Genomic DNA, 23,171 nt, shown 5'->3' with positions numbered 1-23,171 from the left:
TTCTAGGCGTTGTGACCCGTCTGAACATTCTGGTGGTGGCCGTGTTCATGTTGGCATCCAACATCACTTTCCTTGTGTTCGGACAGAATGATCATGCTCTGATGGAACTGGTTGGGCACATGCCGATAATTGCGACTGCCGTGATTTTGTTGCTTCTCGGATATGGGCAGAAAATTAAGCTCAAGAACCCGACGTTGCGCAGCCAAAGTGTCAAAACAGCTCCCGCAGAGTAAGCTGAGGCCAAGTACGTCATAGTGCCTGCAAACGGCGCTGTGACGTGACACGGATCACCGTAAGCGTTTTGGAGACATACTATGCACAAACTGGCGCTGTGGGCACGTTACCCGCTCCCAAGACCCACAGTGATCTATGCGATTTACTGGACCGTTTGCGCCATTTTTGTCGGCATGCTTTTGTCCCCTGGCGGCGCGCCTCAAACTCCGGCTCAGATAGATCACTCCACGCATTTCACCCATGATCACTCCATGTTTCATGGACTTTTTGAAATTGCAGCCGAAAACGCCCCATTGGTGACGCTACACGTGCAAAAAGACGCCCTGTCCGGGTGGAATGTCGAAGTGCAGACTGAAGGTTTTGAGTTTCGCCCCAACGGGGTGAACAGCGAACCGATTTTGGGGGAAGGACATGGGCATATTTATGTGAACGGGGAAAAACTCGCGCGGCTATACAGTCCGCATTTTCACCTTGCAGATCTGCCTCCTGGAACCAATGAGATACGCGTGACGCTGAATGCGCATGACCACTCTGCTTTTACTGTCAACGGCGAGGAAATCTCTGCAAGCGCGCGAGTTTTTCAACCAATGCCGCAAAGTCCAACACGCTAGAGACTTAGCTCAACCAACACGCCAATGACGCGCGGCATTCTACGTCCGCTGCGCTTTAGTAGACATCCCGCTGATAGCGTTTTTGGTCTTTGAGATTTTCGATGTAGCCCTCGGCAGCGTCTTGATCCATGCCACCATATTCTTTGCAAACATCAATCAACGCAGCGAACACGTCCTTGGCCATGCGGTTCGCATCCCCGCAGATGTAGAAATGCGCGCCATTCTCAAGCCATTGGAAAAGCTCCGCCCCCTGCTCTCGGATGCGGTCCTGCACATAAATCTTCTCTTTCTGGTCACGGCTGAAGGCCACATCAAGCTTCGTGAGCAAGCCTGATTTCAAATAGCCCTGCAACTCAACCTGATAGAGGAAATCCTGCGTGAAATGCGGATTTCCGAAGAACAGCCAGTTCTTGCCTTCGGCCTCCTGCGCTTCCCGTTCCTGAAGGAAGGAACGGAACGGCGCAATGCCGGTGCCTGGGCCAACCATGATGATCGGCGTATCCGCATTGGCAGGCAAACGGAAATTGTCATTGCTTTCAACAAACACACGCAGACTGTCGCCGTCTTCAGCACGACGTCCAAGATGGCCTGAGCAGCCGCCTAGATGGCTGCGTTCAAAGCCATCCCACTCCACCACCCCAACTGTCAGATGTACTTCGTCTTCCACCTCTGATTGGCTTGAAGCAATGGAATAGAGCCGCGGTTGCATTTTGCGTAGACAATCCACCAACTGCTGCGGCTGAATTTTTTGAGGATGTTCGCGCAGGATGTCGTAAATCTGGCGTGGCTCAAGAAAGTCACGCAATAGTACTTTGTCTTCCGCTAGTTTGATCAGCGCCTCGTCCCCCGTCAAATTGCCGTATTTCTCAGCAAATGTCGGATAGGATTGGGTCAGCTCCAGATCCTCAATCAACAGATCGCGGATAGGTTTCGTATCGTCACCCAGCTTGGCTTCCGATGTGCCATCGATGCCCAAAAGCTCAAGCACTTCCTCTACTTCTGCTGCATCGTTGTGAAAGTATACGCCAAGAGCGTCGCCTGCTTGATAAGTCAGGTCAGATCCCTCAAGCGATATTTCGATATGACGCACGTCTTTGCTGCTGTCGCGGCCAGTGATTTTCTGCACCACGCTGATCTCGGCAGCGAAGGGATTTTTCTTAGAATATTGCGAGACCGGTGCGGCCACAGCCACACCTGGCAGCGGCACTACATTGCCACCGGGCGCGGAGGCTGAGGCCTTGAGTTCCGGCTCAAATATGTCGAGCGCCCTGCCAATCCAGCCTTCGGTGTGATCATCGTAGTCGACATCCAATAGAGCTGCTTCAACAACAACTTTGGCACCCAGTTTGCTCAGCCGGTCCTCAAAGTCGATCGCGGTCTGGCAAAAATACTCATAACTGGAGTCACCGATACCGAGTACAGCGACCTGAGTGTTTTCCAGGTTTGGCGCTTTCTTGGAAGCCAGGAAGGCGTGCAGCTTTTCAGCCGGCTCGGGTGGTTCCCCTTCACCATATGTCGAAACCACAATGGTCAGGAATTTTTCGTCTTTGAGTTTGGCCGGTTTGTAATCCGCCATATCAATCAGGCACACATCCATGCCACGCCCTTTTGCGGCGGCCTCTAGGTCCGCTGCAACGTGTTTGGCGTTGCCGGTTTGGGATCCGTAAAGAATGGTCAATGGCGCCGCTTCGGCGACCGGCGCAGAAAGTGGCGCTGACAATGCGCTGCCTTGAGCGGTCGCCGCCAGAAACCCGCTAATCCAGGCTTGCTGAATAGGGGACAATGTACCGGCAAGCTGCGCAAATTGTTGCGCCTGCTCAGGGGATAGCGGATTTATGCCTTGTGGCAGTTGCGTGGTGATCATCGGTTCAATCCTGATCTACATGCAGGCCGCACTCGCGCCCCATACCGTTGAAACGGGTGTCTTCTTCACGCATGCCGTCTTCCAGCTTGCGCGTTGTGTGGGTATCGCCAACGCTGACATATCCCTGTTCCCAAAGCGGGTGATATGGCAGCTCGTGTTCTTTCAGATAGAAATGCACATCACGGTTGCTCCAATCGACAATCGGGTGGAACTTCACGCGCCCGTGCTGAAATTCCAGAATCTTTCGATCTAAACGGCTCTCTGCCTGGGAGCGGCGCAGACCAGAATACCACGTGCCAGCGCCCACTTGGCTCATGGCCCGCTGCATAGGCTCCACCTTGTTTAAGTTGTTGTATTTCTTCAAACCCTCTTCGCCCTGATCCCAAAGCTGGCCAAACCGCGCCTCTTGCCATGCGGGGCTCATGTCCGCGCGGAACACCTTCAGGTTCAGATCAAGGCGCTCTTTGAGCTCATCCACAAAGCGATAGGTCTCTGGAAAGAGGTAGCCGGTATCAAACAGCAGCACCGGAATGACCGGCACGTGCTGCGTCATCATATGCAGCATGACGGCAGACTGGATGCCAAAGCTGGACGATACAACATGATCGCGCGGCAGATTGTGCAACGCCCAGTCCACACGCGTGTCCGCATCCTGCTCTTGGAGCCATTCGTTGGCCGCCGTAAAGACCTTTGGGCCTTTGACCGCCTTAGAGGCATCCTCGTCTAATTGTGTCGCAACTGTCATGGGAATTTCCCTCAGTCCTACATTCACGCGTGAAAGTCTGTTTTGGAGACTTTGACCTCGGCAACAATGCCTTTACGGATCACGAAATCGCCAAAGCCTTCGTTTGGGGTACGCTCAACCACCCAGCTGGCGATCAACGTATCAAGCTCGGAATAGATCACGTCTGGTGTGACGTTTTCCTTGTAGAGTTTGGGTACGCGAGTGCCGTTGCGATTACCGCCAAGGTAGAAGTTGTATTTGTTTGGGCCTTTGCCGACGAGACCGGCCTCTGCCAGCATTGCGCGGCCACAGCCGTTCGGGCAGCCCACAACACGCAGGATCAGGTGATCGTCAGGAACACCGTGCTTGGCCAGAAGGCCCTCGACGTTAGACACCAGTTCCGGCAGGAAGCGTTCCGCTTCGGCCATCGCCAGCGGACAGGTGGGCAGCGCCACACAAGCCATCGAGTTTTTGAGTTGTGGCGTCATCAGGTCGTCGATCAGCCCGTGTTCGCGGGCAATGCGCTCAATCTCTTCCTTCTGCTCGGGCGGCACGCCAGCAATCACCAAGTTCTGGTTGGCAGTCATCCGGAAGTCGCCCTGATGGATTTCCGCTATCTTGCGCAAACCAGTTTTTAACGGGCGACTCGGGTAATCGAGAATGCGTCCCGAAAGGATGTAGAGTGTCAGGTGCTGTTTGCCATCAATGCCATCAACCCAGCCAAACCGGTCGCCGCGAGACGTAAACTCATAGGGGCGGGATGGTTCAAAACGAACGCCTGCGCGTCGCTCTACTTCCGCCTTGAATGTCTCGGTACCAACACGGTCCAGCGTGTATTTGGTCTTTGCGTTTTTTCGATTGACGCGGTTGCCCCAGTCGCGCTGCACTGTCACGACATGCTCCGCGATCTTCAGCGTATGTTCCAAAGAGATAAAGCCAAAATCGTCGGCCTTGCGTGGATAAGTCGACGTATCCCCATGGGTCATGGCCAAACCGCCGCCCACGAGCACATTGAAGCCAACCAACTTACCCCCCTCCGCGATCGCAACAAAGTTCAAGTCGTTGGCGTGTACGTCCATTTCATTATTGGGCGGTACAGTCACGGTGGTCTTGAATTTGCGCGGCAGGTAGTTGGACCCGAGGATGGGCTCCTCAGTTGAGTGCACCTTTTCCTCATCCAGCCAGATTTCATAGTAGGCCCGCGTTTTCGGAAGAAGGTGCTCTGAGATTTTCTTGGCCCACTCATAAGCCTCCGCATGAAGCTCAGATTCAACGGGGTTGGTAGAGGCCAGCACGTTTCGATTCACATCGCCAGCCGTGGCAATGCCGTCAATGTTGATAGAGCTCAAAACCTGATGCATGTGCTTGATGTTAGGCTTCAGAACACCATGAAATTGGAATGTCTGACGTGTGGTGAGGCGGATCGAGCCATAGCTCGTGTGCTCGCGCGCAAAGTCGTCGATCACCAGCCATTGGTCCGGCTGGATCACCCCGCCGGGCATACGCGCGCGCAGCATCACATTGTGCAGCGGCTCAAGCTTCTGCTTGGCGCGCTCGGCGCGGATGTCGCGATCGTCCTGCTGATACATCCCGTGGAAGCGGATCAGCTGAAAATTATCTTTGGTGAACCCGCCGGTAATGCGGTCCTGAAGGTCTTGCTGAATGGTGCCGCGTAGGAAGTTACTTTCCCGCTTCAGGCGTTCATTATCCGCAAGTTTTCCTTCGACGATCAGGTCCGAATTGTCTGATTGGCTGTCTAACATGGGCTATCGCTTTCGCATGCCTTTGGGCAACAGGACACCACCGGGCGGCAGGATGCCGCCCGTGTTGTTTTTCAAATGTTCAGGAACCTAAACGCTTAGGCAGGTACTTTGGTCTTGCGCAGGTACGGCAGGACCGCTTCAAACGCACCAAACTTCTCTTTGGCGTCTTCGTTACTGACGGTTGGCGGAATGATCACGTCCTCGCCCGGCACCCAGTTTGCCGGCGTCGCAACACCCTTGCTGGCGGAGGTCTGCAAACCGTCCAATACACGCAGGATTTCAGCAAAGTTGCGGCCTACGGTCATCGGGTAGGTCATCGACAATTTCAGTTGCTTGTCTGGCCCAATGATGAAGACCGAGCGCACGGTTGCGCTGTCTGCCGGGGTGCGACCATCCGGCAGATAGGCTTCTGCTGGCAGCATGTCGAAAGCTTTGGAGACCTCCAAACCGTCGTCCGCAATGATCGGGAAGCCCGCCGCTGCGCCGCCATAGCTCTCGATGTCGCCTTTCCACTTCTTGTGGTCTTCCACACCGTCTACAGACACGCCAATCACCTTAGTGCCACGCTTGTCCCATTCTTCCGCAAGCTGTGCCACCGCGGAGAATTCGGTGGTGCATACAGGTGTGAAGTCTTTGGGGTGGCTGAACAAAATCGCCCAGCTTTCATCGATCCAATCGTGCAGATCAAAGCTGCCTAGATCAGTTGTCACATTCAAGTTTGGAACGGTATCGTTGATGCGAAGAGCCATTGTCTTTCTTTCCATTACGCCGTGCATTCCCACAAATTGGGGGTGAACAGCTTGTAGTGTCATGAATTTGGCTGAGCTGGAGCTATCCGAAACGCCGGGCGCGTGGAATCTTTTGCTTGCTTTGTAAATTCGCTAACAGCAGGTTTTTAACGGGTCAATTACACCGGGGAGTAGTAAGGAGGTGATTTGGCATTCCTCCAGGAAACAGAACACGCATTTGCTTTGGAAGACCCAAAATGGAACGAAATTTGAAGAGCTGAAGCGTGCGAAAGCTCTGTTTACCACTCCCGTATGAGAAAACCGTCCGAATTACCTCTGAGAGATTCATTCGGATGTGAAAGCCCGCTAGGACGTCACACGTGGCGGCGTCAATCAGGTTGGAAAAGGTTATTTTGCCATCGGGCGCCACAACAAGGGCACTTACACCAACCGCATCACGATCATCAAACGCATCGACCAGGAAGACCGTGACCTAGCGGGTCTCAAGGACCAACTTCTGGGCCCGGATCTCAGCTCGGATACCGCAAAGCTAATCGGGAAGAGCACAACCGCCTGACTGCTCAAAAATCTGCCGATGAAGCCAAGCCCAACAGGGAAGTGACTCAAGTCAAATGCGACATCGCCCACATCATCGACGCCATTACTGAGGGCCTCTTCTTGGAGCGCTTGAAGGCGAAGATGGACTGTCTCGACTCTGCACAATCCACCCTGCCCTCTCAGGACCATTTTTTTGGCAAGCGCCATTCTTGGCAACACAGGTCGGGGCTGGTTCTACACGCCGCAAGACTTCGAGCCGGATGCCCCACATATCGACATCTGTCTCCTTACAAACTCAAGCTACGAGAAAACACCCCTTATCGCACTCCCAGAGCTACTTACCCGTGTCTCCGAACATTGTCCGTCGTCAAAGTTTTTGGAACCAAAAGCGGCGTGAACTAAGAGAGTGTTCGGCTCATCGGGTCGGTTTGATTATGCTGCGCGTTGACTGTGATGCAAGCGTCGCGCTTCGAATGTCTTCCGTTTGATCCTTTCTCGTTGTTCCAGAATGGCTTGGTCACGTCCGAAGTAGACATCGGCTGGTGTGACGTTTTTCAGGCTCTCGTGATATCGCTGGTGATTGTAATGATCGACGAAGGCTTCGATTTGGTCTTCGAGATCGCCGGGCAGGAAATAGTTTTCCAGCAAGATCCGGTTCTTCAAAGTTTGATGCCAACGCTCGATCTTGCCCTGCGTCTGGGGATGATACGGCGCTCCACGTGAATGTTTCATGCCTTTGTCCTGCAGCCACTCAGCCAGGTCACCCGAGACGTAACTGGAGCCGTTGTCGCTGAGTAGGCGCGGTTTGTGGACAACGTGGACCTGATCGCACCCTGACGCCTGCAAAGCCAAGTCCAGCGTGTCAGTCACATCCTCCGCCCGCATGGTCGTGCAGAGCTTCCACGAGATGATGTAGCGGCTGTAATCGTCCAGGATTGTGCTGAGATAGAACCAGCCCCACCCCAGAACCTTGAGATAGGTAAAGTCGGTCTGCCAAAGCTGGTTGATGGCCGTTGTCTTATGCTCGAACTCATTCGCGGCTTTCAGCACGATGAATGCTGGGCTGGTGATCAGGTCATGTGCCTTGAGCGTGCGATACACTGTGGATTCCGATACAAAGTACCGTTCTTGGTCTGTGAAGGTCACCGCCAACTCGCGGGGTGACAGCTCTGTCTCTTTCAAGGCGAAGCTGACGACCTTGCGCTTCACCTCGTCTGGAACGCGGTTCCAAACGTGTTTGGGCTTGGGAGACTGATCCTCAAGACCAGCCTCCCCGCGCTGCAGGTATCGGTCGTACCAACGGTAGAATGTGGTGCGAGGGATACCCAGTTTGGCCAATGTACGACGCGCTGACAGATGGCTTTCTTCAACCAACCGGATGATCTCCAGCTTCTCGGATGCGGCATACCTCATTCGTGGTCGCCCCCATCGCCTGTCATGCTTTTTTTGAGAAGACGCAGTTCCAATGTTTGCTCCGCGACAACCTCCTTGAGATCCTTTGCTTCGCGGCGCAGTTCTTTCAGTCAGTGTTTGCGGCACGCGCTGTATCGCCCGCCAGCCGCTTCTTACCGGCCTCCATGAAGTCCTTCGACCATTTGTAGTAAACGCCTTGAGAAATCCCCTCGCGGCGACACAGTTCAGCTATGCTGTCCTCGCCACGAAGACCATCAAGGACGATACGGATCTTCTCTTCCGCCGAATACTGTTTACGGGTGGCGCGCTTGATATCTTTAACGATCTTCTCGCCAGGGCTCTTCGTAGTCTTTCTCATCTTCCACTCCTTAGTGGTTACGATGAGCCAGAAACTCTCCCTTATCAAATCACCCTAATTGGACCCATAGGTGCTGACGTCAGACAGCAAGCCACATACCCGCAACAGATGCGGCGTCGGACAAGTTTTTCGCACAAAATCCACGAATTGACGTGTGAAACAGTCGCATACAAAAAATGTGACCATTTGTTCATTTTAATTGACGCGAACAATTGTTCACATTAGCACTCACCGCGAAAGTCAAAGATCAAAGCCAGGCGGCGCAAGCAACTCAGCAGCGATAACAATCGAATCAGGGCCACGAAAGGTGGTTCTTTAGATGAATTTCGGAGGTTGTGTTGCGCAACATATCTACGTCGCCTATCTCGATGCTTATGGCATCGACGATGCTGGTTCCTGTTGCTGCGTTGGCGCAGGATCAAGGTCTCGATGAGACATATTACCTGGGCGAAATTGTCATTTCGACAATCACGGATGGTGGCGAAAATGCCACCAACGTCGAAGCGGCCAATACCGCTGGATCGCGCGTGCCGATCAACCCACAGGAACTTCCGCGCTCCGTGACCACCCTACCTAAAGAGCTGTTTGAAGCTCAGGGCGCGCGCAACCTCGAAGAAGCTGTAGCCTATAGCCCGGGCATCTCTACAGGCACCTATGGGCAGGATGATCGCTATGACGAGTTCATCCTGCGCGGTTTTGAATCTCAGTCTTCCGGGATCTATCGTGATGGCATGCCACAGCGTCTGGTCGATTTCGCGGCTTGGCGCACAGAAACATTCGGTGTGGACAGCGTAAATATTCTGCGTGGCCCAACGTCTGATCTCTACGGTGCAAACCAGCCGGGCGGGCTTCTTAATGTTGTCAGCAAACGACCTCAGTTCACGTTCCAGGGCGAAGCGATTGCCACCACCCGCTCCCATGGCGGTTTGGAAATGGGTGTGGATGTAACCGGGCCACTTTCTGATACGGTCGCCTATCGATTTATCGCGCTCGGCAACAAGTTTGGAACTAAGTACGATGCCGTCGACACCGGCCGTGTCTACATCGCGCCGTCTCTCACCTACACCCCGACCGATCAGACAACCTTCACAGTGTTTGGTCAGTACATGAAAGACGACGTTGGCGACGTTTACATCAACGTGCCTGAATACGGCTCACTGGAGCCAAATGGGAACGGCCAATGGTCAACCGATCTTTACACGGCAAATCCCGACTACAACGACATCGAAACAAAACAATCCTACCTCGGCTACGAGCTGGAACATGAGTTCGACAATCAGCTCAGCTTTGTCAGCCGCGCCCGTTATGCGCAAAACGAATGGGACATGCGGACCAACTACGCTGCATCCTTTGTGAACCTGAGTTACCTGCTTGGCGCCCCCGTTGGATTGCCAAGCGATGTCGACACGGGGGTCATGAGCCTGTTGGATGTGGATCAGGAAGTGGATTCCTTCAACGCCGACAATGCGCTGCACTACAAATTCGAGTCTGATCGCGTAAGCGGCCAACTGGCGTTTGGCGTCGACTACTTTAAGATGGAAAGCGACTACAAAAGCACCTCTGGCTACGCTGGCGAGCGTAATTATGTCACCGGCGCTGTAACCAACTTCCTGGCCGGGTCCTTCCCGACCAACTTGTCGACTGAACGCAAGACAGATCTGGATCAGATTGGACTTTATGCCAGCGGTCACGCATCCATTGGCGATCAGTGGATCATCAACGGTGGATTGCGCCTTGATCGAGTCAACTACGGCGCCAAGGGGTACTTGACCAATCTGGACACCTCGGTGACCAACTTTGATCACGACATGAAAGACACGTTGCCGTCCGCAAACCTCTCTGTTGGATACAATGTGTCCCCCAGCACAATGGTTTACGGGTCATTGTCGAACTCTTTCAACCTGCCTTTGGCGGGCATGAAAGCGAATGGCGATGCATTGGATGTGGAGAAAGCCATCGCCGGCGAATTGGGGATGAAATATACTGCACCAAGCGGTCAAACCACATTTAACATGGCGCTCTTCAATATCGAGAAAAACGACGCGGTGTTTGACGATCCAAGTTCGAACAGCCCAATTGTCTACACCCAGGTCGGCAAGGTGCGCTCCCAAGGTATCGAACTTGAGGTCACGCATGATTTCGGGAATGGTCTCAGCCTGTTCGGCAGCGCAACATATACGGATGCAGAGATCACCGAAGACGCAACCTATGGCGGCAACAAAGTGGCCCGTGTCCCAGTCATCGCGGCAGCGCTGTTTGCAGAGTATCAACTGCCTCAGGTCGCGGGCCTGACGATTGGCGCAGGTGCACGCTACACCGGATCCCGTTACGCGGATGTGGCAAACACCTATGACATGAAGTCGGTCATGCTGTTTGACGCGTCTATTCGCTATGACTGGAACGACTGGCAGTTCATGCTCGCCGCGCGCAACCTAGCGGACAAAGAGTACGTGGGCTACTGCCACGGCAATACGCTCACCGGCAATGCGGTGCTCGACTCCGTCTCCGGCGGCTGTGTCTATGGCGAGGGTCGCGAATTCACTCTGACCGCGCGCAAGTTCTTCTGATCCATGCGTGTTGTGCACACACTCGTCGCACTGGCATTGCTATCCATCAATGCCAGTGCATCTGCGTCTCCACGGCAAGTGGAACACGCCTACGGCATTACTGAAATCAATGTGGCTCCCAAACGTGTGGTCTCCCTCTCTTATATTGGGCACGATTTTCTGCTTGCTCTGGGTGTAAAACCCATCGCGTTGCGCCATTGGTATGGGCCGCATGATTTTGGCGTTTGGCCTTGGGCGCAGGAGGCCCTAGGAGATGCTGAACCAACTGTAATCTATGGCGGAATCGACATTGACCAGATTGCCTTGCTCGAGCCTGATCTGATTGTAGGGCAATGGTCGGGGATGACGAAAGCGGAGTATGCCCTTTTGTCCCAAATCGCGCCGACATTGGCGCACCCGAAAGATGAAAGTCCCTACAGTGCCTCGTGGCAACAAATGACACGTCAGTTGGGGCGCGCGTTGGATCGAGACACCGAAGCCAAGCGCATCGTCGACGATCTTGAGACGCGTTTTGCCGACATTCGCGCTGCCCACCCAGAGTGGCAAAACGCAACCGCTGTGGCCGCATATGCCCCTCGCCTGAGCGCATATGGTGAGTCAGATTTGCGGGGCCGTTTTCTGAAAGATCTTGGGTTCTCCTTGCCTTCGGAACTGGCAAAAATTGCACGCTTTGACGCCAACTTCATCCGCCTTGAACAAGAAAATATTGGCACGTTGGACACCGATGTTTTGATTTGGGTACATGCGCCAAGCATCAATGCCGCTCTCGATGACATCGTACTGCGTCCAACGCTGAAGGCCTATCGCGACGGGCGAGAGGTTTACACCGATTTTGATCTCACCTCCGCACTCAACCACTCCAGTCCTTTGTCTCTGAATTACGCGCTGGACACATTGATCCCGCTGCTAGACGCGGCTTTTGACGGTGATCCCAACACGCTTGTTCCTGGATGGACTTCAGACAAAAAAGTGAGCTCGCAATGACCACGTTGTTTCATCGCAAAGCCGCGCTTTTGGTGTCGCTAAGCCTGTTGGCGTTGTCCGTATTATCTCTGCGCTTGGGCGTCTGGCCTTTAAGTTGGATAGATGTAGCCTCAGCGGTCACCACCTTTGACAGCGAAAATCCTGCGCACATTGTAGTGCGCGATCTCAGGCTACCCCGCACCTTTGCCGCGCTGCTGGGTGGGGCCAGCCTTGGGCTCGCGGGCGCGTTGATGCAGGTGATGTCACGCAATCCCTTGGCCGATCCCGGATTGCTCGGCGTGAACGGAGGCGCAGCTTTTGGCGTCGTGCTGGCCACATGGGGCCTGGGGATTAGCAGCCAAACCGGGCTAATTGTTCCGGCACTCGTCGGCGCCGGATGCGCCGCGCTGTTGGTATTGGGATTGGGGGGTGCACGCCACCGCAATGGACCTGATCCCCTGCGCCTGATTTTGGCAGGGGCAGCGGTTAGCGCTCTGTTTCTAGCTTTGTCCTGGGCAATTTTGATCCTGAGCCGAGAAGCGCTTGATACACTTCGCTTCTGGGCTCTGGGTGGTTTCCATCAAATCACTCGAGCCTCGCTTTTTGCCATGCTCCCCCTGTTTGGGATCGGCTTTGTGCTGGCCGCGATCGCAGCTGTGATGCTGGACCCGCTCGTATTAGGGGAAGACACGGCCAAAAGCCTCGGAGCACGTGTGGGCCTTGCCCGCGCCGTGACAGTATTTGCAATTGTCATTCTCTGCGGCGCCACAGTGTCCTTGGCTGGTCCTATCGCCTTCGTCGGGTTGATTATTCCGCATTTGGTCCGCCCTTTTGTGCGCATGAACGTGGGCGCGCTCGCTCTGGGGTCGGCAATATTGGGTGGCCTACTTGCACTGACGGCAGATTTGGCTGGGCGTTTGCTTGTGCCAGACCGCCCCGTTGAGGCCGGCGTGATGATGGCCTTGATTGGCGGACCCGCCTTGGTGGTCATGGTTCGCCAAAGAACGGAGGTGGCGCTATGAGATCTGTAACTCTTCGCATCGCTTCACTGTCTTGGCGGTGGCCCACCCGGCTCGTGGTCGTGAACATCCTGCTCGTTGTGGTTCTCGCCTGCCTCGCAGCAAATGCCCTTTTAGGCGGAACCTATCCGATCACATTTGCGGATCTAACGGCTGCTTTGCGGGGCGACAGCGATGCGGTGACCCGCATGATTGTCATCGATCACCGCCTAACCCGCCTTTTGGTCGCAATCGGCGTAGGACTTGCTTTTGGCCTCGCTGGAGAAATTGTCCAAACCCAGCTACGCAACCCTCTGGCCTCGCCCGACATCATTGGCTTCACCGCCGGGGCTGGCGTCGGCGCCGTGCTCGCCGTTCTGATCTCCGGGTCCACTGCTGCCATTCTTTTCGGTGCTCTGTCCGGAGGTACGTTAGCCGCTGTACTCATCTTGGGCCTCGCTTGGAACCGCGGCATCCGCCCGGGCCAAATTGTGCTGATGGGGATCGGCATCACCATGACGTTGAGCGTAGTGAACGATCTGCTGATGACGACTTTCACTGTGAATGACGCATCAGACATCGCCAAATGGCTTGTTGGGTCATTGGACGCCCGTAGCTGGCAGGATGTGACCTTGGTCTGGATCGGTTTGCTGATATTGGCACCGATCTGCTTCTACGCGCAGTTTTCAATTGCTCGATTGGCCTTGCGTGATGAAACCGCCCAGACACTCGGCATCCGTGTGGACCGCACGCGCCTTTGGGGCTTTGCCTTGGCCGTGCTTCTTGTCGCCCTGGCGGTTGGCGCCGTCGGTCCTCTGCCGTTTGTTGCCTTTGTCTCTGGCCCCATCGCTCACGGCCTAACCCGCACCATGCGTCCGTCCTTGTTGACTGCAGCGCTTGTTGGGGCGCTCGTAACACTTGGGGCAGATACAGCTGCAAATGCTCTGCCTGGCGGCCTCAGCCTACCCGCAGGGATTTTCACCGCTCTCGTCGGCGCACCCGTGCTGATTTGGACCCTCTTTTTGCAAACACGAAAGCGACTTCAATGACCGCGCCACTTTCTGCATCAAACCTCTATCTGAGCTATGGCAAGACCGAGGTATTGAAGGACATTTCGCTGGACCTTCCAAAGGGAAAAATCACTTCAATTGTCGGAGCAAATGCCAGCGGCAAGTCGAGCTTACTGCGCTGTCTCGCTCGGGTGCTGACGCCGACGAAAGGTGGCGTTTCCCTTGAGGGTGTATCGATTACGGAGCAGCGCTCAAGAGATGTCGCCCGCAAGGTCGCCCTACTGTCGCAAACCTCTGAGGCTCCAGACGCGATGCGCGTGATGGATCTTGTAATCCGCGGACGCACGCCGCACCAATCTGCGTTGCGCCAATGGTCCCAAAAGGATCAAGAGATCGTAGAATGGTGCTGCGAGCAGGTCGGGTTAAGCTCGCAACAAAATAGCTTGCTGGGCGAATTGTCAGGCGGACAGCGTCAACGCGCCTGGATCGCGATGGTTTTGGCTCAGGACACGGATATTCTGCTCTTGGACGAACCAACAACCTTCCTGGACCTGCCGCATCAGATTGAAATTCTGAACCTGATCCAAAAGCTGCAGAAGGAACGCGGTCTCACCGTGGCCATGGTCTTACATGACATCAATCTGGCCACCCGCTATTCCGATCACATTGTCGCTGTCAAAGATGGAGGAATCCTCCTTCAGGGCGCGCCCGAAGGGGTGGTTACGGCCGACAATATGCAGGCTATTTTTGGCTTGGACAGCACCATTCTGCCGGATCCGGTCACTGGTCTGCCCCATGTGATTGCGAGGTAATCCAACATGACAACTGTTAATGCCCATGCGGATGTGGAAGGCCTCAGCTTTGCGGCCATGCGCCAGATGGTTCTGTTTGAAGCGGCAGAACACGCGCTTCCTATTCTGCGAAACCTCTCAGACTGTGTGGAAATAGAAAGCGAATTTGGTCGGTTTTCCATTGCTGATCGCGACAAGGGAGTCCGGATCAGCCTGGCGGCGGCGACTTTGACCGATCTTCATGTTGTGCGCGAAGGCATTGTCGAACACCTTGCCCACTACCTGCCAGACGTTGCAGACGGATTGACCTGGTCTGACAGCCTTGAGGCCACGCAGTACCCGCCAAATTTCCAATTTTCCGAAGTTGTCAATTCAGAGCCTCTAAATGCGGACTTTCACCGTCTGTCCCTCAAGCTAAGCAAACCTGATCTATTTGACGACCGTGCGCTGCACTTCCGGTTTCTGATCCCGGATGCAGCGGCTCCCAATCCGACTTGGCCAACGATGGGTCGCAACGGAGCCGTGCAATGGCCGCAAGGTCACGATGCCCTGCATCGTCCTGTCTATACTGTGCGCCACTTTGATCAAACGCGCGGCATTGCAACTGTCGACATCTACAATCACAGCGGCGGCCGAGCCTTTGAATGGGCGCAAGGATTGAAACGCGGCGACGAGATTGCTTTGATTGGTCCCGGAGGCGGCGGGGTTCTAAATGTCGAGACCCTCGTCATCTGTGGAGACGAAGCGGCCTATCCAGCAATAGCGCGTATTTTGGAACACGTACCCAATGTGTGCGGCGAGGTGCTGCTGCTAAATCGATCTGATGCCCAAACCTATGACTTCAACGTTCCAGAAGGCATGCGCCTCACATGGCTGCGCCCCACTAAGAGCTCCAGCTTGGCCGCCATCGCCGTTGAGGCCCTTGCACGCCATCCCGGCGCCTACCTTTGGTTCGCTGCTGATAATCTGCAAACCGAAGCCTTTCGCAAAATGCCCCCCGTCAAAAACCATCCCAAACAGAAACGCATGATTGCCGCTTACTGGACGGACCATAACCATACGATGTAGTTCTACAATCGCCCACAACCATAACGTATTCAGCCGATGAGCCAGACATCTAATTCCGATACTGCAAAAACCAAAGAAGGCGTCGCGCGCCGCCGAAAGGCACAGCAAATCCGCTCTCAAAAGCGGGTGGAACACATTTTGACAACCACTTTGCAAATGTTGAGTGAGGGGCCTGCCGAAGATGTGACCACCCGCAAGATCAGTGCTCGTGCGCAGGTCAGCGTCGGAACAATCTATCAGTTCTTTCCCAATAAGGAGGCCCTCTACTATGAACTTTTCAGGCGGTGGCTGACCGAAACACTGGAAGCTTTGGATGGGTTGATTGCAAAAATCCCGGCCGACTCCGGGCCAGAAGATGTGGACACACATGTCGAAGCCTTTTTGAGCACGATGTCGGACCCGAAGCTGAATTCACCGGCAAACTGGCGGCTGCGTCTGGCAATGAGCAGCTCCCATAAGTTGACCGAACTGGAAACCCGCCACCGTATGGAAATCGCCCAGCGTCTGCTGATGATGCGCAGCAGATTTGGCAAACTGCCGCCGCCCAATATCGCTGAAGAATTGTTTATCTTACAACACGAAGTGACCATTGCGTGTCTTTACACGCTTTCTAGTTCGAAAGAGTCCAATCGGGCGTCTATTTCAGAGTTGTGTAAGTCTCTAATCCTTACAATCTTCTCTTTTGACAACCACTCATCTTAATATGGCGTGTTACAGATTTATTGTTCAAGACATTAACCGGCATTGGTGACCCTCCCCTACTGAGGTGCTACGCCCCTATAGTTAGGAAACGGAGGATCCAAGTTGGGACACAAACGCCCCAAGCCAGAAGAGGTTTTCACGAAATTACGACAAGCAGAGGTGCCGTGCGGCCAGGTAATGCCCCGCATTGCTGCAATCCGGTAGATGCAGAAAAGGGAACAGACCTTTTGTCGCTGGCGTAAGCGATATGGAGGTATGCATTGCCCGACAGGGTATCGCGAAGCGATGTCCCGATGGGGGACCTGGCGACTGAAGGAAGTCAAACGGCTTCAGAAGGAGAATGAGCAGCTGCGAAGAGTCGTGTCGGAGCTGACTCTGGACAAGCTGATATTGTCAGAAGCAGCTCGGGGAAACCGTAAATCCCGATGCACCGCCGTGCCTGCATTGAGCATGTGCGAAGCCGGTTCCGCATCTCAAAGCGTAGAACCTGTAGAGTGTTGCATCCGCACCGTTCAACACAGCGTAACGCCCCAAAAGTCGCGCCCATGAACTGGGTCACTGCATGGGATGCCTGGAACGATTGTTTCTGACAATGGCATCGAGTTCACCAGCAAGGCCCACCCCGTTTCATGTTATGAGTCTGAAGCTGTGAGGCGTTAAAGCCATTGGTCATTTGGACCAATTTTGGTCTTACCGGGGTGTTTGATTTTATTTGATGACCTGGTTGCGGGAGCAGGATTTGAACCTGCGACCTTCAGGTTATGAGCCTGACGAGCTACCGGGCTGCTCCATCCCGCGACAGTTTGGTTGGCCTACCGCCGGTAGGGCTACTTGAGGCCGGTTTGATCTCTTTCCGGTTGGGTTTGAGATCTGTCGCCCTTCAGGACGTTTTGATTGTTCTGAAGGTATTCTTTTTTTTTTCATCGTAGAGAGATACTGAGGTCGTTTGTTAGGTTTGGCGATGACCTACTCTCCCACACCTTAAGATGCAGTACCATCGGCGCTACGGTGCTTAACGGCCGGGTTCGGGATGGGACCGGGTGTTTCACTCGCGCTATGATCACCAAACCGAACAAACGGCCTCATACTCATTTGCGCTACCGCCCGGAGGGCTACTTGAGCGCGAGAGTTGGTGTCCAAGTCATTTCACTGATTGTGTAGTGTGTATGCTTTTGATTTCCAGTCTTACTTTTACTGGATCAAATCAAGCCTATCGGACCATTAGTACCAGTCAACTGAATGCGTTACCGCACTTACATCTCTGGCCTATCGACGAGGTGGTCTACCTCGGTCCTCAGGGATACCTTGTTTTGAGGGGGGCTTCCCGCTTAGATGCCTTCAGCGGTTATCCTGTCCGATCATAGCTACCCTGCACTGCTGCTGGCGCAACAACAGGTCCACCAGTGGATCGTTCACCCCGGTCCTCTCGTACTAGGGGCAACTCCTCTCAAGTATCCTACACCCACGGCAGATAGGGACCGAACTGTCTCACGACGTTCTAAACCCAGCTCACGTACCTCTTTAAACGGCGAACAGCCGTACCCTTGGGACCTGCTCCAGCCCCAGGATGAGATGAGCCGACATCGAGGTGCCAAACACTGCCGTCGATATGGACTCTTGGGCAGTATCAGCCTGTTATCCCCGGCGTACCTTTTATCCGTTGAGCGATGGCCCTTCCACTCGGGACCACCGGATCACTATGGCCGTCTTTCGACTCTGCTCGACTTGTCAGTCTCGCAGTCAGGCTGGCTTCTGCCATTGCACTCAACGAGCGATTTCCGACCGCTCTGAGCCAACCTTCGCGCGCCTCCGTTACGCTTTAGGAGGCGACCGCCCCAGTCAAACTACCCGCCACACAGGGTCCCGGATCCGGATAACGGACCGCGGTTAGACATCAAGCGATGCAAGGGTGGTATCTCAAGGGAGGCTCCACCGACACTGGCGTGTCGGTTTCAAAGCCCACCACCTATCCTGCACATGCATGGCCTGATGCCAGTGTGAAGCTGTAGTAAAGGTGCACGGGGTCTTTCCGTCTAACCGCGGGAAGCCTGCATCTTGACAGGCAATTCAATTTCGCTGAGTCGATGTTGGAGACAGCGGGGAAGTCGTTACGCCATTCGTGCAGGTCGGAACTTACCCGACAAGGAATTTCGCTACCTTAGGACCGTTATAGTTACGGCCGCCGTTTACCTGGGCTTCAATTCGGAGCTCTCACCCCTCCTTTTAACCTTCAGGCACCGGGCAGGCGTCAGACCCTATACGTCGTCTTGCGACTTCGCAGAGCCCTGTGTTTTTAGTAAACAGTCGCCACCCCCTGGTTTGTGCCCCCAGCCAATACTTGCGTAGAAACTGGGCCTCCTTCTCGCGAACTTACGGAGGTATTTTGCCGAGTTCCTTCAACATCGTTCTCTCAAGCGCCTTGGTATGCTCTACCAGTCCACCTGTGTTGGTTTAGGGTACGGTCTCATGGAGGGCTATTTCCAGGAACTGATCAGCAGCCCATTCAATCCGATAAGAATGAACTACCTTCACAATCCGTCACATCCTCCTGGCCTAGGAATATTAACCTAGTTCCCATCGCCTACGGCTTTCGCCCTCGGCTTAGGGGCCGGCTTACCCTGCTCAGATTAGCTTTAAGCAGGAACCCTTGGACTTTCGGCGAGAGTGTCTCTCACACTCTTTGTCGCTACTCATGTCATCATTCTCACTAGTGATCTCTCCACGGGATCGCTCACGCGCCCGCTTCATCGAAAGCTCCATATCCTCCAAGGCATTCCGAAGAATGCTAAAGAGGATTGGAACTATGTCACACTACGCTCTGCTACCGATGCTTACGCATCCCTAGACTTCGGCTCATGGCTTGAGCCCCGTTACATCTTCGCCGCAGGACAACTTATTTAGACCAGTGAGCTGTTACGCTATCTTTAAAGGATGGCTGCTTCTAAGCCAACCTCCTGGTTGTTTTGGTCGTCCCACCTGCTTTCCCACTTAGCCATGAATTAGGGGCCTTAGTCGTAGGTCAGGGTTGTTTCCCTCTCCACTACGGACGTTAGCATCCGCAGTGTGTCTGCCACATAGTACTCCCGGGTATTCGGAGTTTGGTTAGGATCAGTAAGCCTGTGGGGCCCCATTACCCATCCAGTGCTCTACCCCCCGGGGTATTCGTGTGACGCTCTACCTAAATAGATTTCGCAGAGAACCAGCTATCTCCGAGTTTGATTGGCCTTTCACCCCTAGGCACAGCTCATCCCGATCTTTTTCAACAGATGTGGGTTCGGTCCTCCAGTGCGTGTTACCGCACCTTCAACCTGGCCATGCCTAGATCACTCGGTTTCGGGTCTGATCCATCTAACTCATGCGCCCTATTAAGACTCGCTTTCGCTGCGCCTACACCTAACGGCTTAAGCTTGCTAGATAGACCAAGTCGATGACCCATTATACAAAAGGTACGCTGTCAGCCCTCAAGGGGCCTCCAACTGATTGTAGGCGTTCGGTTTCAGGTACTGTTTCACTCCCCTCGTCGGGGTGCTTTTCACCTTTCCCTCACGGTACTGGTTCGCTATCGGTCAGTAAGGAGTACTTAGCCTTCGAAGGTGGTCCTCCGATCTTCAGACAGAATTTCACGTGTTCCGCCCTACTTAATACATCCTTCAAAGCTTCGAATACGGGGCTGTCACCCACTATGGCCCGTCTTCCCAAACGGTTCTTCTCACTTATCAGGCTTGGCTGGTCCGCGTTCGCTCGCCACTACTAGCGGAGTATCAATTGATTTCCTTTCCTCCGGGTACTTAGATGTTTCAGTTCCCCGGGTTTGCTCTTAAGACCCTATGTATTCAGGTCAAAAGTACCTGGTTCAGTAAGTTATAGGCAGCCCGAAGGCTATTATAACAAACTGTCAGGTGGGTTCCCCCATTCAGAGATCCTGGGATCAAAGCCTATTCTCGGCTCCCCCAAGCTTATCGCAGAGTATCACGTCTTTCATCGCCTCTTACTGCCAAGGCATCCACCAAACGCCCTTCTCGCGCTTGATTTGATCCAGAAAGAGAAAGACTGTTTTGATGTCCTACCGCCCACTAAAATAAATCAGTGCGCTACTTGAGGACTAAGTCATTCGTGATCGTTTGGCTGGCATGCCGCACAATCCTGTTTCTGAACCAAAAGTCATACTTTTCCCGCTCCTTACCCTGGAACCTTCGCTGCCGATGTCGGTCGGCCCCACGAAGAGGATAAGGAACAATGCAAGATCTCTCGATCTTGCGGGTTAGTGTACTTGACTTGGACAACTCTGTTCGTTTCAGCAGGCAGACCCTTGGAAGACCGAGGAAACAGTCTTGATCAAAGGCTCGCGTCACCTCGAAAGGATCGGCACCTAACTGAGATCATCCCCGTACTTAGGGCGATCAAACAGTGTTGATTGTTATTCTCAAAACCGCTCTTTCAAAGAGCCGTCTTGGAACAACTTGTATCTCTCTAAACGATGTCAAAACTTCCGAAGAAGTCGTCATCCAACTGGATGATCAAACACTTATGCAAGTGCTTGATGATCGAGTTGATGTCAGCCGGAGGGACGCTTTCGTGAGCTTTTGCAAGCAAAAGCCACTGTCGCGTGCCTTGCGTGACTGCTGTTGGCCTCACTTCTTTCAGAAGTGAGTTGGTGGGTCGAGGAGGACTTGAACCTCCGACCTCACGCTTATCAGGCGTGCGCTCTAACCACCTGAGCTACCGACCCAAGCGCTTTTGCCAAAGGCAAAACGCGTCGCCCGGTGAGTTGCTTTGCAAAGCAAAGTCAACCGTAAGGGCAGGCCCGTGTGGTTGCTGAGCCCAAATCCTGGTGGAGCCTAGCGGGATCGAACCGCTGACCTCCTGAATGCAAATCAGGCGCTCTCCCAGCTGAGCTAAGGCCCCAAGCTGAACGCTATGATCACGGATGTGATCAAGGTTCGATGTTCCTGAAGAGATATGGGGACGGCCTGGTCCGTTTGATATAGATCGGCAAAGGTACCGATCTGTTGCTAAGTGCATCCACGAGATCAACAAGTTGATCTGCTAGGTGCATCCTTAGAAAGGAGGTGATCCAGCCGCAGGTTCCCCTACGGCTACCTTGTTACGACTTCACCCCAGTCGCTGATCCTACCGTGGTCCGCTGCCTCCTCAGAGAGGTTAGCGCACGGCCGTCGGGTAGAACCAACTCCCATGGTGTGACGGGCGGTGTGTACAAGGCCCGGGAACGTATTCACCGCGTCATGCTGTTACGCGATTACTAGCGATTCCGACTTCATGGGGTCGAGTTGCAGACCCCAATCCGAACTGAGACAGTTTTTGGGGATTAACCCATTGTCACTGCCATTGTAGCACGTGTGTAGCCCAACCCGTAAGGGCCATGAGGACTTGACGTCATCCACACCTTCCTCCCGCTTATCACGGGCAGTTTCCCTAGAGTGCCCAGCCGAACTGCTGGCAACTAAGGATGTGGGTTGCGCTCGTTGCCGGACTTAACCGAACATCTCACGACACGAGCTGACGACAGCCATGCAGCACCTGTCACTAGGTCCCGAAGGAAGGCTCCATCTCTGGAGGTGTCCTAGGATGTCAAGGGTTGGTAAGGTTCTGCGCGTTGCTTCGAATTAAACCACATGCTCCACCGCTTGTGCGGGCCCCCGTCAATTCCTTTGAGTTTTAATCTTGCGACCGTACTCCCCAGGCGGAATGCTTAATCCGTTAGGTGTGTCACCGAATAGCATGCTACCCGACGACTGGCATTCATCGTTTACGGTGTGGACTACCAGGGTATCTAATCCTGTTTGCTCCCCACACTTTCGCACCTCAGCGTCAGTATCGAGCCAGTGAGCCGCCTTCGCCACTGGTGTTCCTCCGAATATCTACGAATTTCACCTCTACACTCGGAATTCCACTCACCTCTCTCGAACTCTAGGTTGCCAGTATTAAAGGCAGTTCCGGGGTTGAGCCCCGGGATTTCACCTCTAACTTAACAACCCGCCTACGCGCGCTTTACGCCCAGTAATTCCGAACAACGCTAACCCCCTCCGTATTACCGCGGCTGCTGGCACGGAGTTAGCCGGGGTTTCTTTACCAGGTACTGTCATTATCATCCCTGGCGAAAGAGCTTTACGACCCTAAGGCCTTCATCACTCACGCGGCATGGCTGGATCAGGCTTGCGCCCATTGTCCAAGATTCCCCACTGCTGCCTCCCGTAGGAGTCTGGGCCGTGTCTCAGTCCCAGTGTTGCTGATCATCCTCTAAAACCAGCTATAGATCGTAGACTTGGTAGGCCGTTACCCCACCAACTATCTAATCCAACGCGGGCCGATCCAAATCCGATAAATCTTTCCCCCGAAGGGCGTATAAGGTATTACTCACCGTTTCCAGTGGCTATTCCTTAGATCTGGGTACGTTCCCACGCGTTACTAACCCGTCCGCCGCTCACTCCGAAGAGTGCGCTCGACTTGCATGTGTTAGGCCTGCCGCCAGCGTTCGTTCTGAGCCAGGATCAAACTCTCAAGTTGAATAGCTGTTACCAGCTAATCCTTGACGTTCGAACCTCTGCACATCTCACCCAGGAGGCTAATCCCGGATGAACTCAAACTGTTCAATGTGCTTCAGTACCAAAGGTACAGAAAGCCACCAAACAGTGAAGCTGTTGTAACTCTATCATCGATCCCTAAAGACCTAAGAGCCGATATGCAGGTGTTTGCTCATCGAAATGAACCAAACCGCCCTCATATCTCTTCAGTGTATTCTCAATGTCAAACAACGTCGGAGCACAAAACCCCAGAGACAAAACCAACCGACCGCGCTAC

At 54.1% G+C, this 23,171-nt stretch carries 13 protein-coding genes, 3 tRNA genes, 3 rRNA genes and 2 pseudogenes; 10 read left to right on the top strand and 11 right to left on the bottom strand.

What is annotated here, in order from left to right:
- The first annotated feature begins 11 nt into the window (after positions 1–11).
- A complete protein-coding gene (locus tag SIB38_RS07525; RefSeq protein ID WP_412551725.1) occupies positions 12–233 on the top strand; it encodes a hypothetical protein in 222 nt (73 codons plus the stop codon).
- 81 nt (positions 234–314) lie between these two features.
- Positions 315–845: a hypothetical protein gene (locus SIB38_RS07520; protein ID WP_412551724.1), complete on the top strand. Its 531-nt coding sequence runs from the start codon at positions 315–317 to the stop codon at positions 843–845.
- Positions 846–900: 55 nt separating this feature from the next.
- Here the strand turns inward: SIB38_RS07520 and SIB38_RS07515 are convergent, their stop codons facing one another.
- The 5 genes and pseudogenes from SIB38_RS07515 to SIB38_RS07495 form a co-directional block, all read right to left on the bottom strand.
- Positions 901–2,709, bottom strand: coding sequence for an assimilatory sulfite reductase (NADPH) flavoprotein subunit (locus SIB38_RS07515; RefSeq protein WP_412551723.1), 1,809 nt, complete (start codon positions 2,707–2,709; stop codon positions 901–903).
- 4 nt (positions 2,710–2,713) lie between these two features.
- Positions 2,714–3,454: a phosphoadenylyl-sulfate reductase gene (locus SIB38_RS07510; RefSeq protein ID WP_294119094.1), complete on the bottom strand. Its 741-nt coding sequence runs from the start codon at positions 3,452–3,454 to the stop codon at positions 2,714–2,716.
- Positions 3,455–3,477: 23 nt separating this feature from the next.
- Positions 3,478–5,196, bottom strand: a complete 1,719-nt coding sequence (gene cysI / locus SIB38_RS07505) for an assimilatory sulfite reductase (NADPH) hemoprotein subunit (protein WP_294119095.1) — start codon at positions 5,194–5,196, stop codon at positions 3,478–3,480.
- A 95-nt stretch (positions 5,197–5,291) separates the two neighbouring features.
- Positions 5,292–5,945 (bottom strand): peroxiredoxin, encoded by a 654-nt coding sequence (locus SIB38_RS07500; protein WP_294119096.1) that lies wholly within the window; start codon positions 5,943–5,945, stop codon positions 5,292–5,294.
- 969 nt (positions 5,946–6,914) lie between these two features.
- Positions 6,915–8,253 (bottom strand): annotated as a pseudogene (locus tag SIB38_RS07495) (IS3 family transposase).
- 368 nt (positions 8,254–8,621) lie between these two features.
- Between SIB38_RS07495 and SIB38_RS07490 the strand changes: the two are divergent.
- The 8 genes and pseudogenes from SIB38_RS07490 to SIB38_RS07455 all read left to right on the top strand — a co-directional run.
- Positions 8,622–10,820 carry a TonB-dependent siderophore receptor gene (locus tag SIB38_RS07490; RefSeq protein ID WP_412551722.1) on the top strand — a complete coding sequence of 733 codons (2,199 nt, stop codon included), beginning with the start codon at positions 8,622–8,624 and terminating at the stop codon, positions 10,818–10,820.
- A 3-nt stretch (positions 10,821–10,823) separates the two neighbouring features.
- On the top strand, positions 10,824–11,804 hold the full coding sequence (locus SIB38_RS07485) for an ABC transporter substrate-binding protein (RefSeq protein WP_412551721.1): 981 nt from the start codon (positions 10,824–10,826) through the stop codon (positions 11,802–11,804).
- Positions 11,801–12,805: a FecCD family ABC transporter permease gene (locus tag SIB38_RS07480; RefSeq protein WP_294119105.1), complete on the top strand. Its 1,005-nt coding sequence runs from the start codon at positions 11,801–11,803 to the stop codon at positions 12,803–12,805. Before SIB38_RS07485 ends, SIB38_RS07480 begins: the two co-directional genes overlap by 4 nt.
- Positions 12,802–13,830, top strand: coding sequence for a FecCD family ABC transporter permease (locus tag SIB38_RS07475; protein ID WP_412551720.1), 1,029 nt, complete (start codon positions 12,802–12,804; stop codon positions 13,828–13,830). The genes SIB38_RS07480 and SIB38_RS07475 overlap by 4 nt, the downstream gene beginning before the upstream one ends.
- A complete protein-coding gene (locus SIB38_RS07470; RefSeq protein WP_294119107.1) occupies positions 13,827–14,603 on the top strand; it encodes an ABC transporter ATP-binding protein in 777 nt (258 codons plus the stop codon). The genes SIB38_RS07475 and SIB38_RS07470 overlap by 4 nt, the downstream gene beginning before the upstream one ends.
- 6 nt (positions 14,604–14,609) lie before the next feature.
- Positions 14,610–15,650, top strand: coding sequence for a siderophore-interacting protein (locus SIB38_RS07465; protein ID WP_412551719.1), 1,041 nt, complete (start codon positions 14,610–14,612; stop codon positions 15,648–15,650).
- A gap of 36 nt (positions 15,651–15,686) precedes the next feature.
- Complete coding sequence (locus tag SIB38_RS07460) at positions 15,687–16,352, top strand: TetR/AcrR family transcriptional regulator (RefSeq protein ID WP_294119111.1); 666 nt, start codon at positions 15,687–15,689, stop codon at positions 16,350–16,352.
- Between the two features lie 102 nt (positions 16,353–16,454).
- Positions 16,455–16,885: pseudogene (locus SIB38_RS07455) on the top strand (IS3 family transposase); the annotation flags it as partial.
- A 188-nt stretch (positions 16,886–17,073) separates the two neighbouring features.
- Here the strand turns inward: SIB38_RS07455 and SIB38_RS07450 are convergent.
- From SIB38_RS07450 to SIB38_RS07425, 6 genes are all read right to left on the bottom strand, one after another.
- Positions 17,074–17,150: transfer RNA gene (locus SIB38_RS07450), tRNA-Met, on the bottom strand.
- Between the two features lie 155 nt (positions 17,151–17,305).
- Positions 17,306–17,420 (bottom strand): 5S ribosomal RNA (rrf, locus tag SIB38_RS07445).
- Between the two features lie 132 nt (positions 17,421–17,552).
- Positions 17,553–20,383: ribosomal RNA gene (locus SIB38_RS07440) — 23S ribosomal RNA — on the bottom strand.
- A gap of 621 nt (positions 20,384–21,004) precedes the next feature.
- Positions 21,005–21,081 (bottom strand) — tRNA-Ile (locus SIB38_RS07435).
- 100 nt (positions 21,082–21,181) lie between these two features.
- A tRNA-Ala gene (locus SIB38_RS07430) sits at positions 21,182–21,257 on the bottom strand.
- Between the two features lie 157 nt (positions 21,258–21,414).
- Positions 21,415–22,877, bottom strand: a 16S ribosomal RNA gene (locus SIB38_RS07425).
- Together the 16S, 23S and 5S rRNA genes with 3 tRNA genes alongside form the textbook arrangement of a ribosomal RNA operon.
- Positions 22,878–23,171: the final 294 nt, after the last annotated feature.

This window comes from Shimia sp. MIT910701, from assembly GCF_047126315.1.
Taxonomy (GTDB): Bacteria; Pseudomonadota; Alphaproteobacteria; order Rhodobacterales; family Rhodobacteraceae; genus Shimia.
The sequence above is the reverse complement of the archived record's forward strand: the minus strand, read 5'-3'. Positions and strand labels throughout refer to the sequence as shown.

Bases quoted from the DNA above. Each gene is read 5' to 3' on its own strand.
- SIB38_RS07460 (WP_294119111.1), top strand. From the start codon at position 15,687: ATGAGCCAGACATCTAATTCCGATACTGCAAAAACCAAAGAAGGCGTC.
- SIB38_RS07470 (WP_294119107.1), top strand. From the start codon at position 13,827: ATGACCGCGCCACTTTCTGCATCAAACCTCTATCTGAGCTATGGCAAG.
- SIB38_RS07520 (WP_412551724.1), top strand. From the start codon at position 315: ATGCACAAACTGGCGCTGTGGGCACGTTACCCGCTCCCAAGACCCACA.
- SIB38_RS07500 (WP_294119096.1), bottom strand. From the start codon at position 5,945: ATGGCTCTTCGCATCAACGATACCGTTCCAAACTTGAATGTGACAACT.
- SIB38_RS07490 (WP_412551722.1), top strand. From the start codon at position 8,622: ATGCTTATGGCATCGACGATGCTGGTTCCTGTTGCTGCGTTGGCGCAG.
- SIB38_RS07480 (WP_294119105.1), top strand. From the start codon at position 11,801: ATGACCACGTTGTTTCATCGCAAAGCCGCGCTTTTGGTGTCGCTAAGC.
- SIB38_RS07510 (WP_294119094.1), bottom strand. From the start codon at position 3,454: ATGACAGTTGCGACACAATTAGACGAGGATGCCTCTAAGGCGGTCAAA.
- SIB38_RS07485 (WP_412551721.1), top strand. From the start codon at position 10,824: ATGCGTGTTGTGCACACACTCGTCGCACTGGCATTGCTATCCATCAAT.
- SIB38_RS07515 (WP_412551723.1), bottom strand. From the start codon at position 2,709: ATGATCACCACGCAACTGCCACAAGGCATAAATCCGCTATCCCCTGAG.
- cysI (WP_294119095.1), bottom strand. From the start codon at position 5,196: ATGTTAGACAGCCAATCAGACAATTCGGACCTGATCGTCGAAGGAAAA.
- SIB38_RS07465 (WP_412551719.1), top strand. From the start codon at position 14,610: ATGACAACTGTTAATGCCCATGCGGATGTGGAAGGCCTCAGCTTTGCG.
- SIB38_RS07475 (WP_412551720.1), top strand. From the start codon at position 12,802: ATGAGATCTGTAACTCTTCGCATCGCTTCACTGTCTTGGCGGTGGCCC.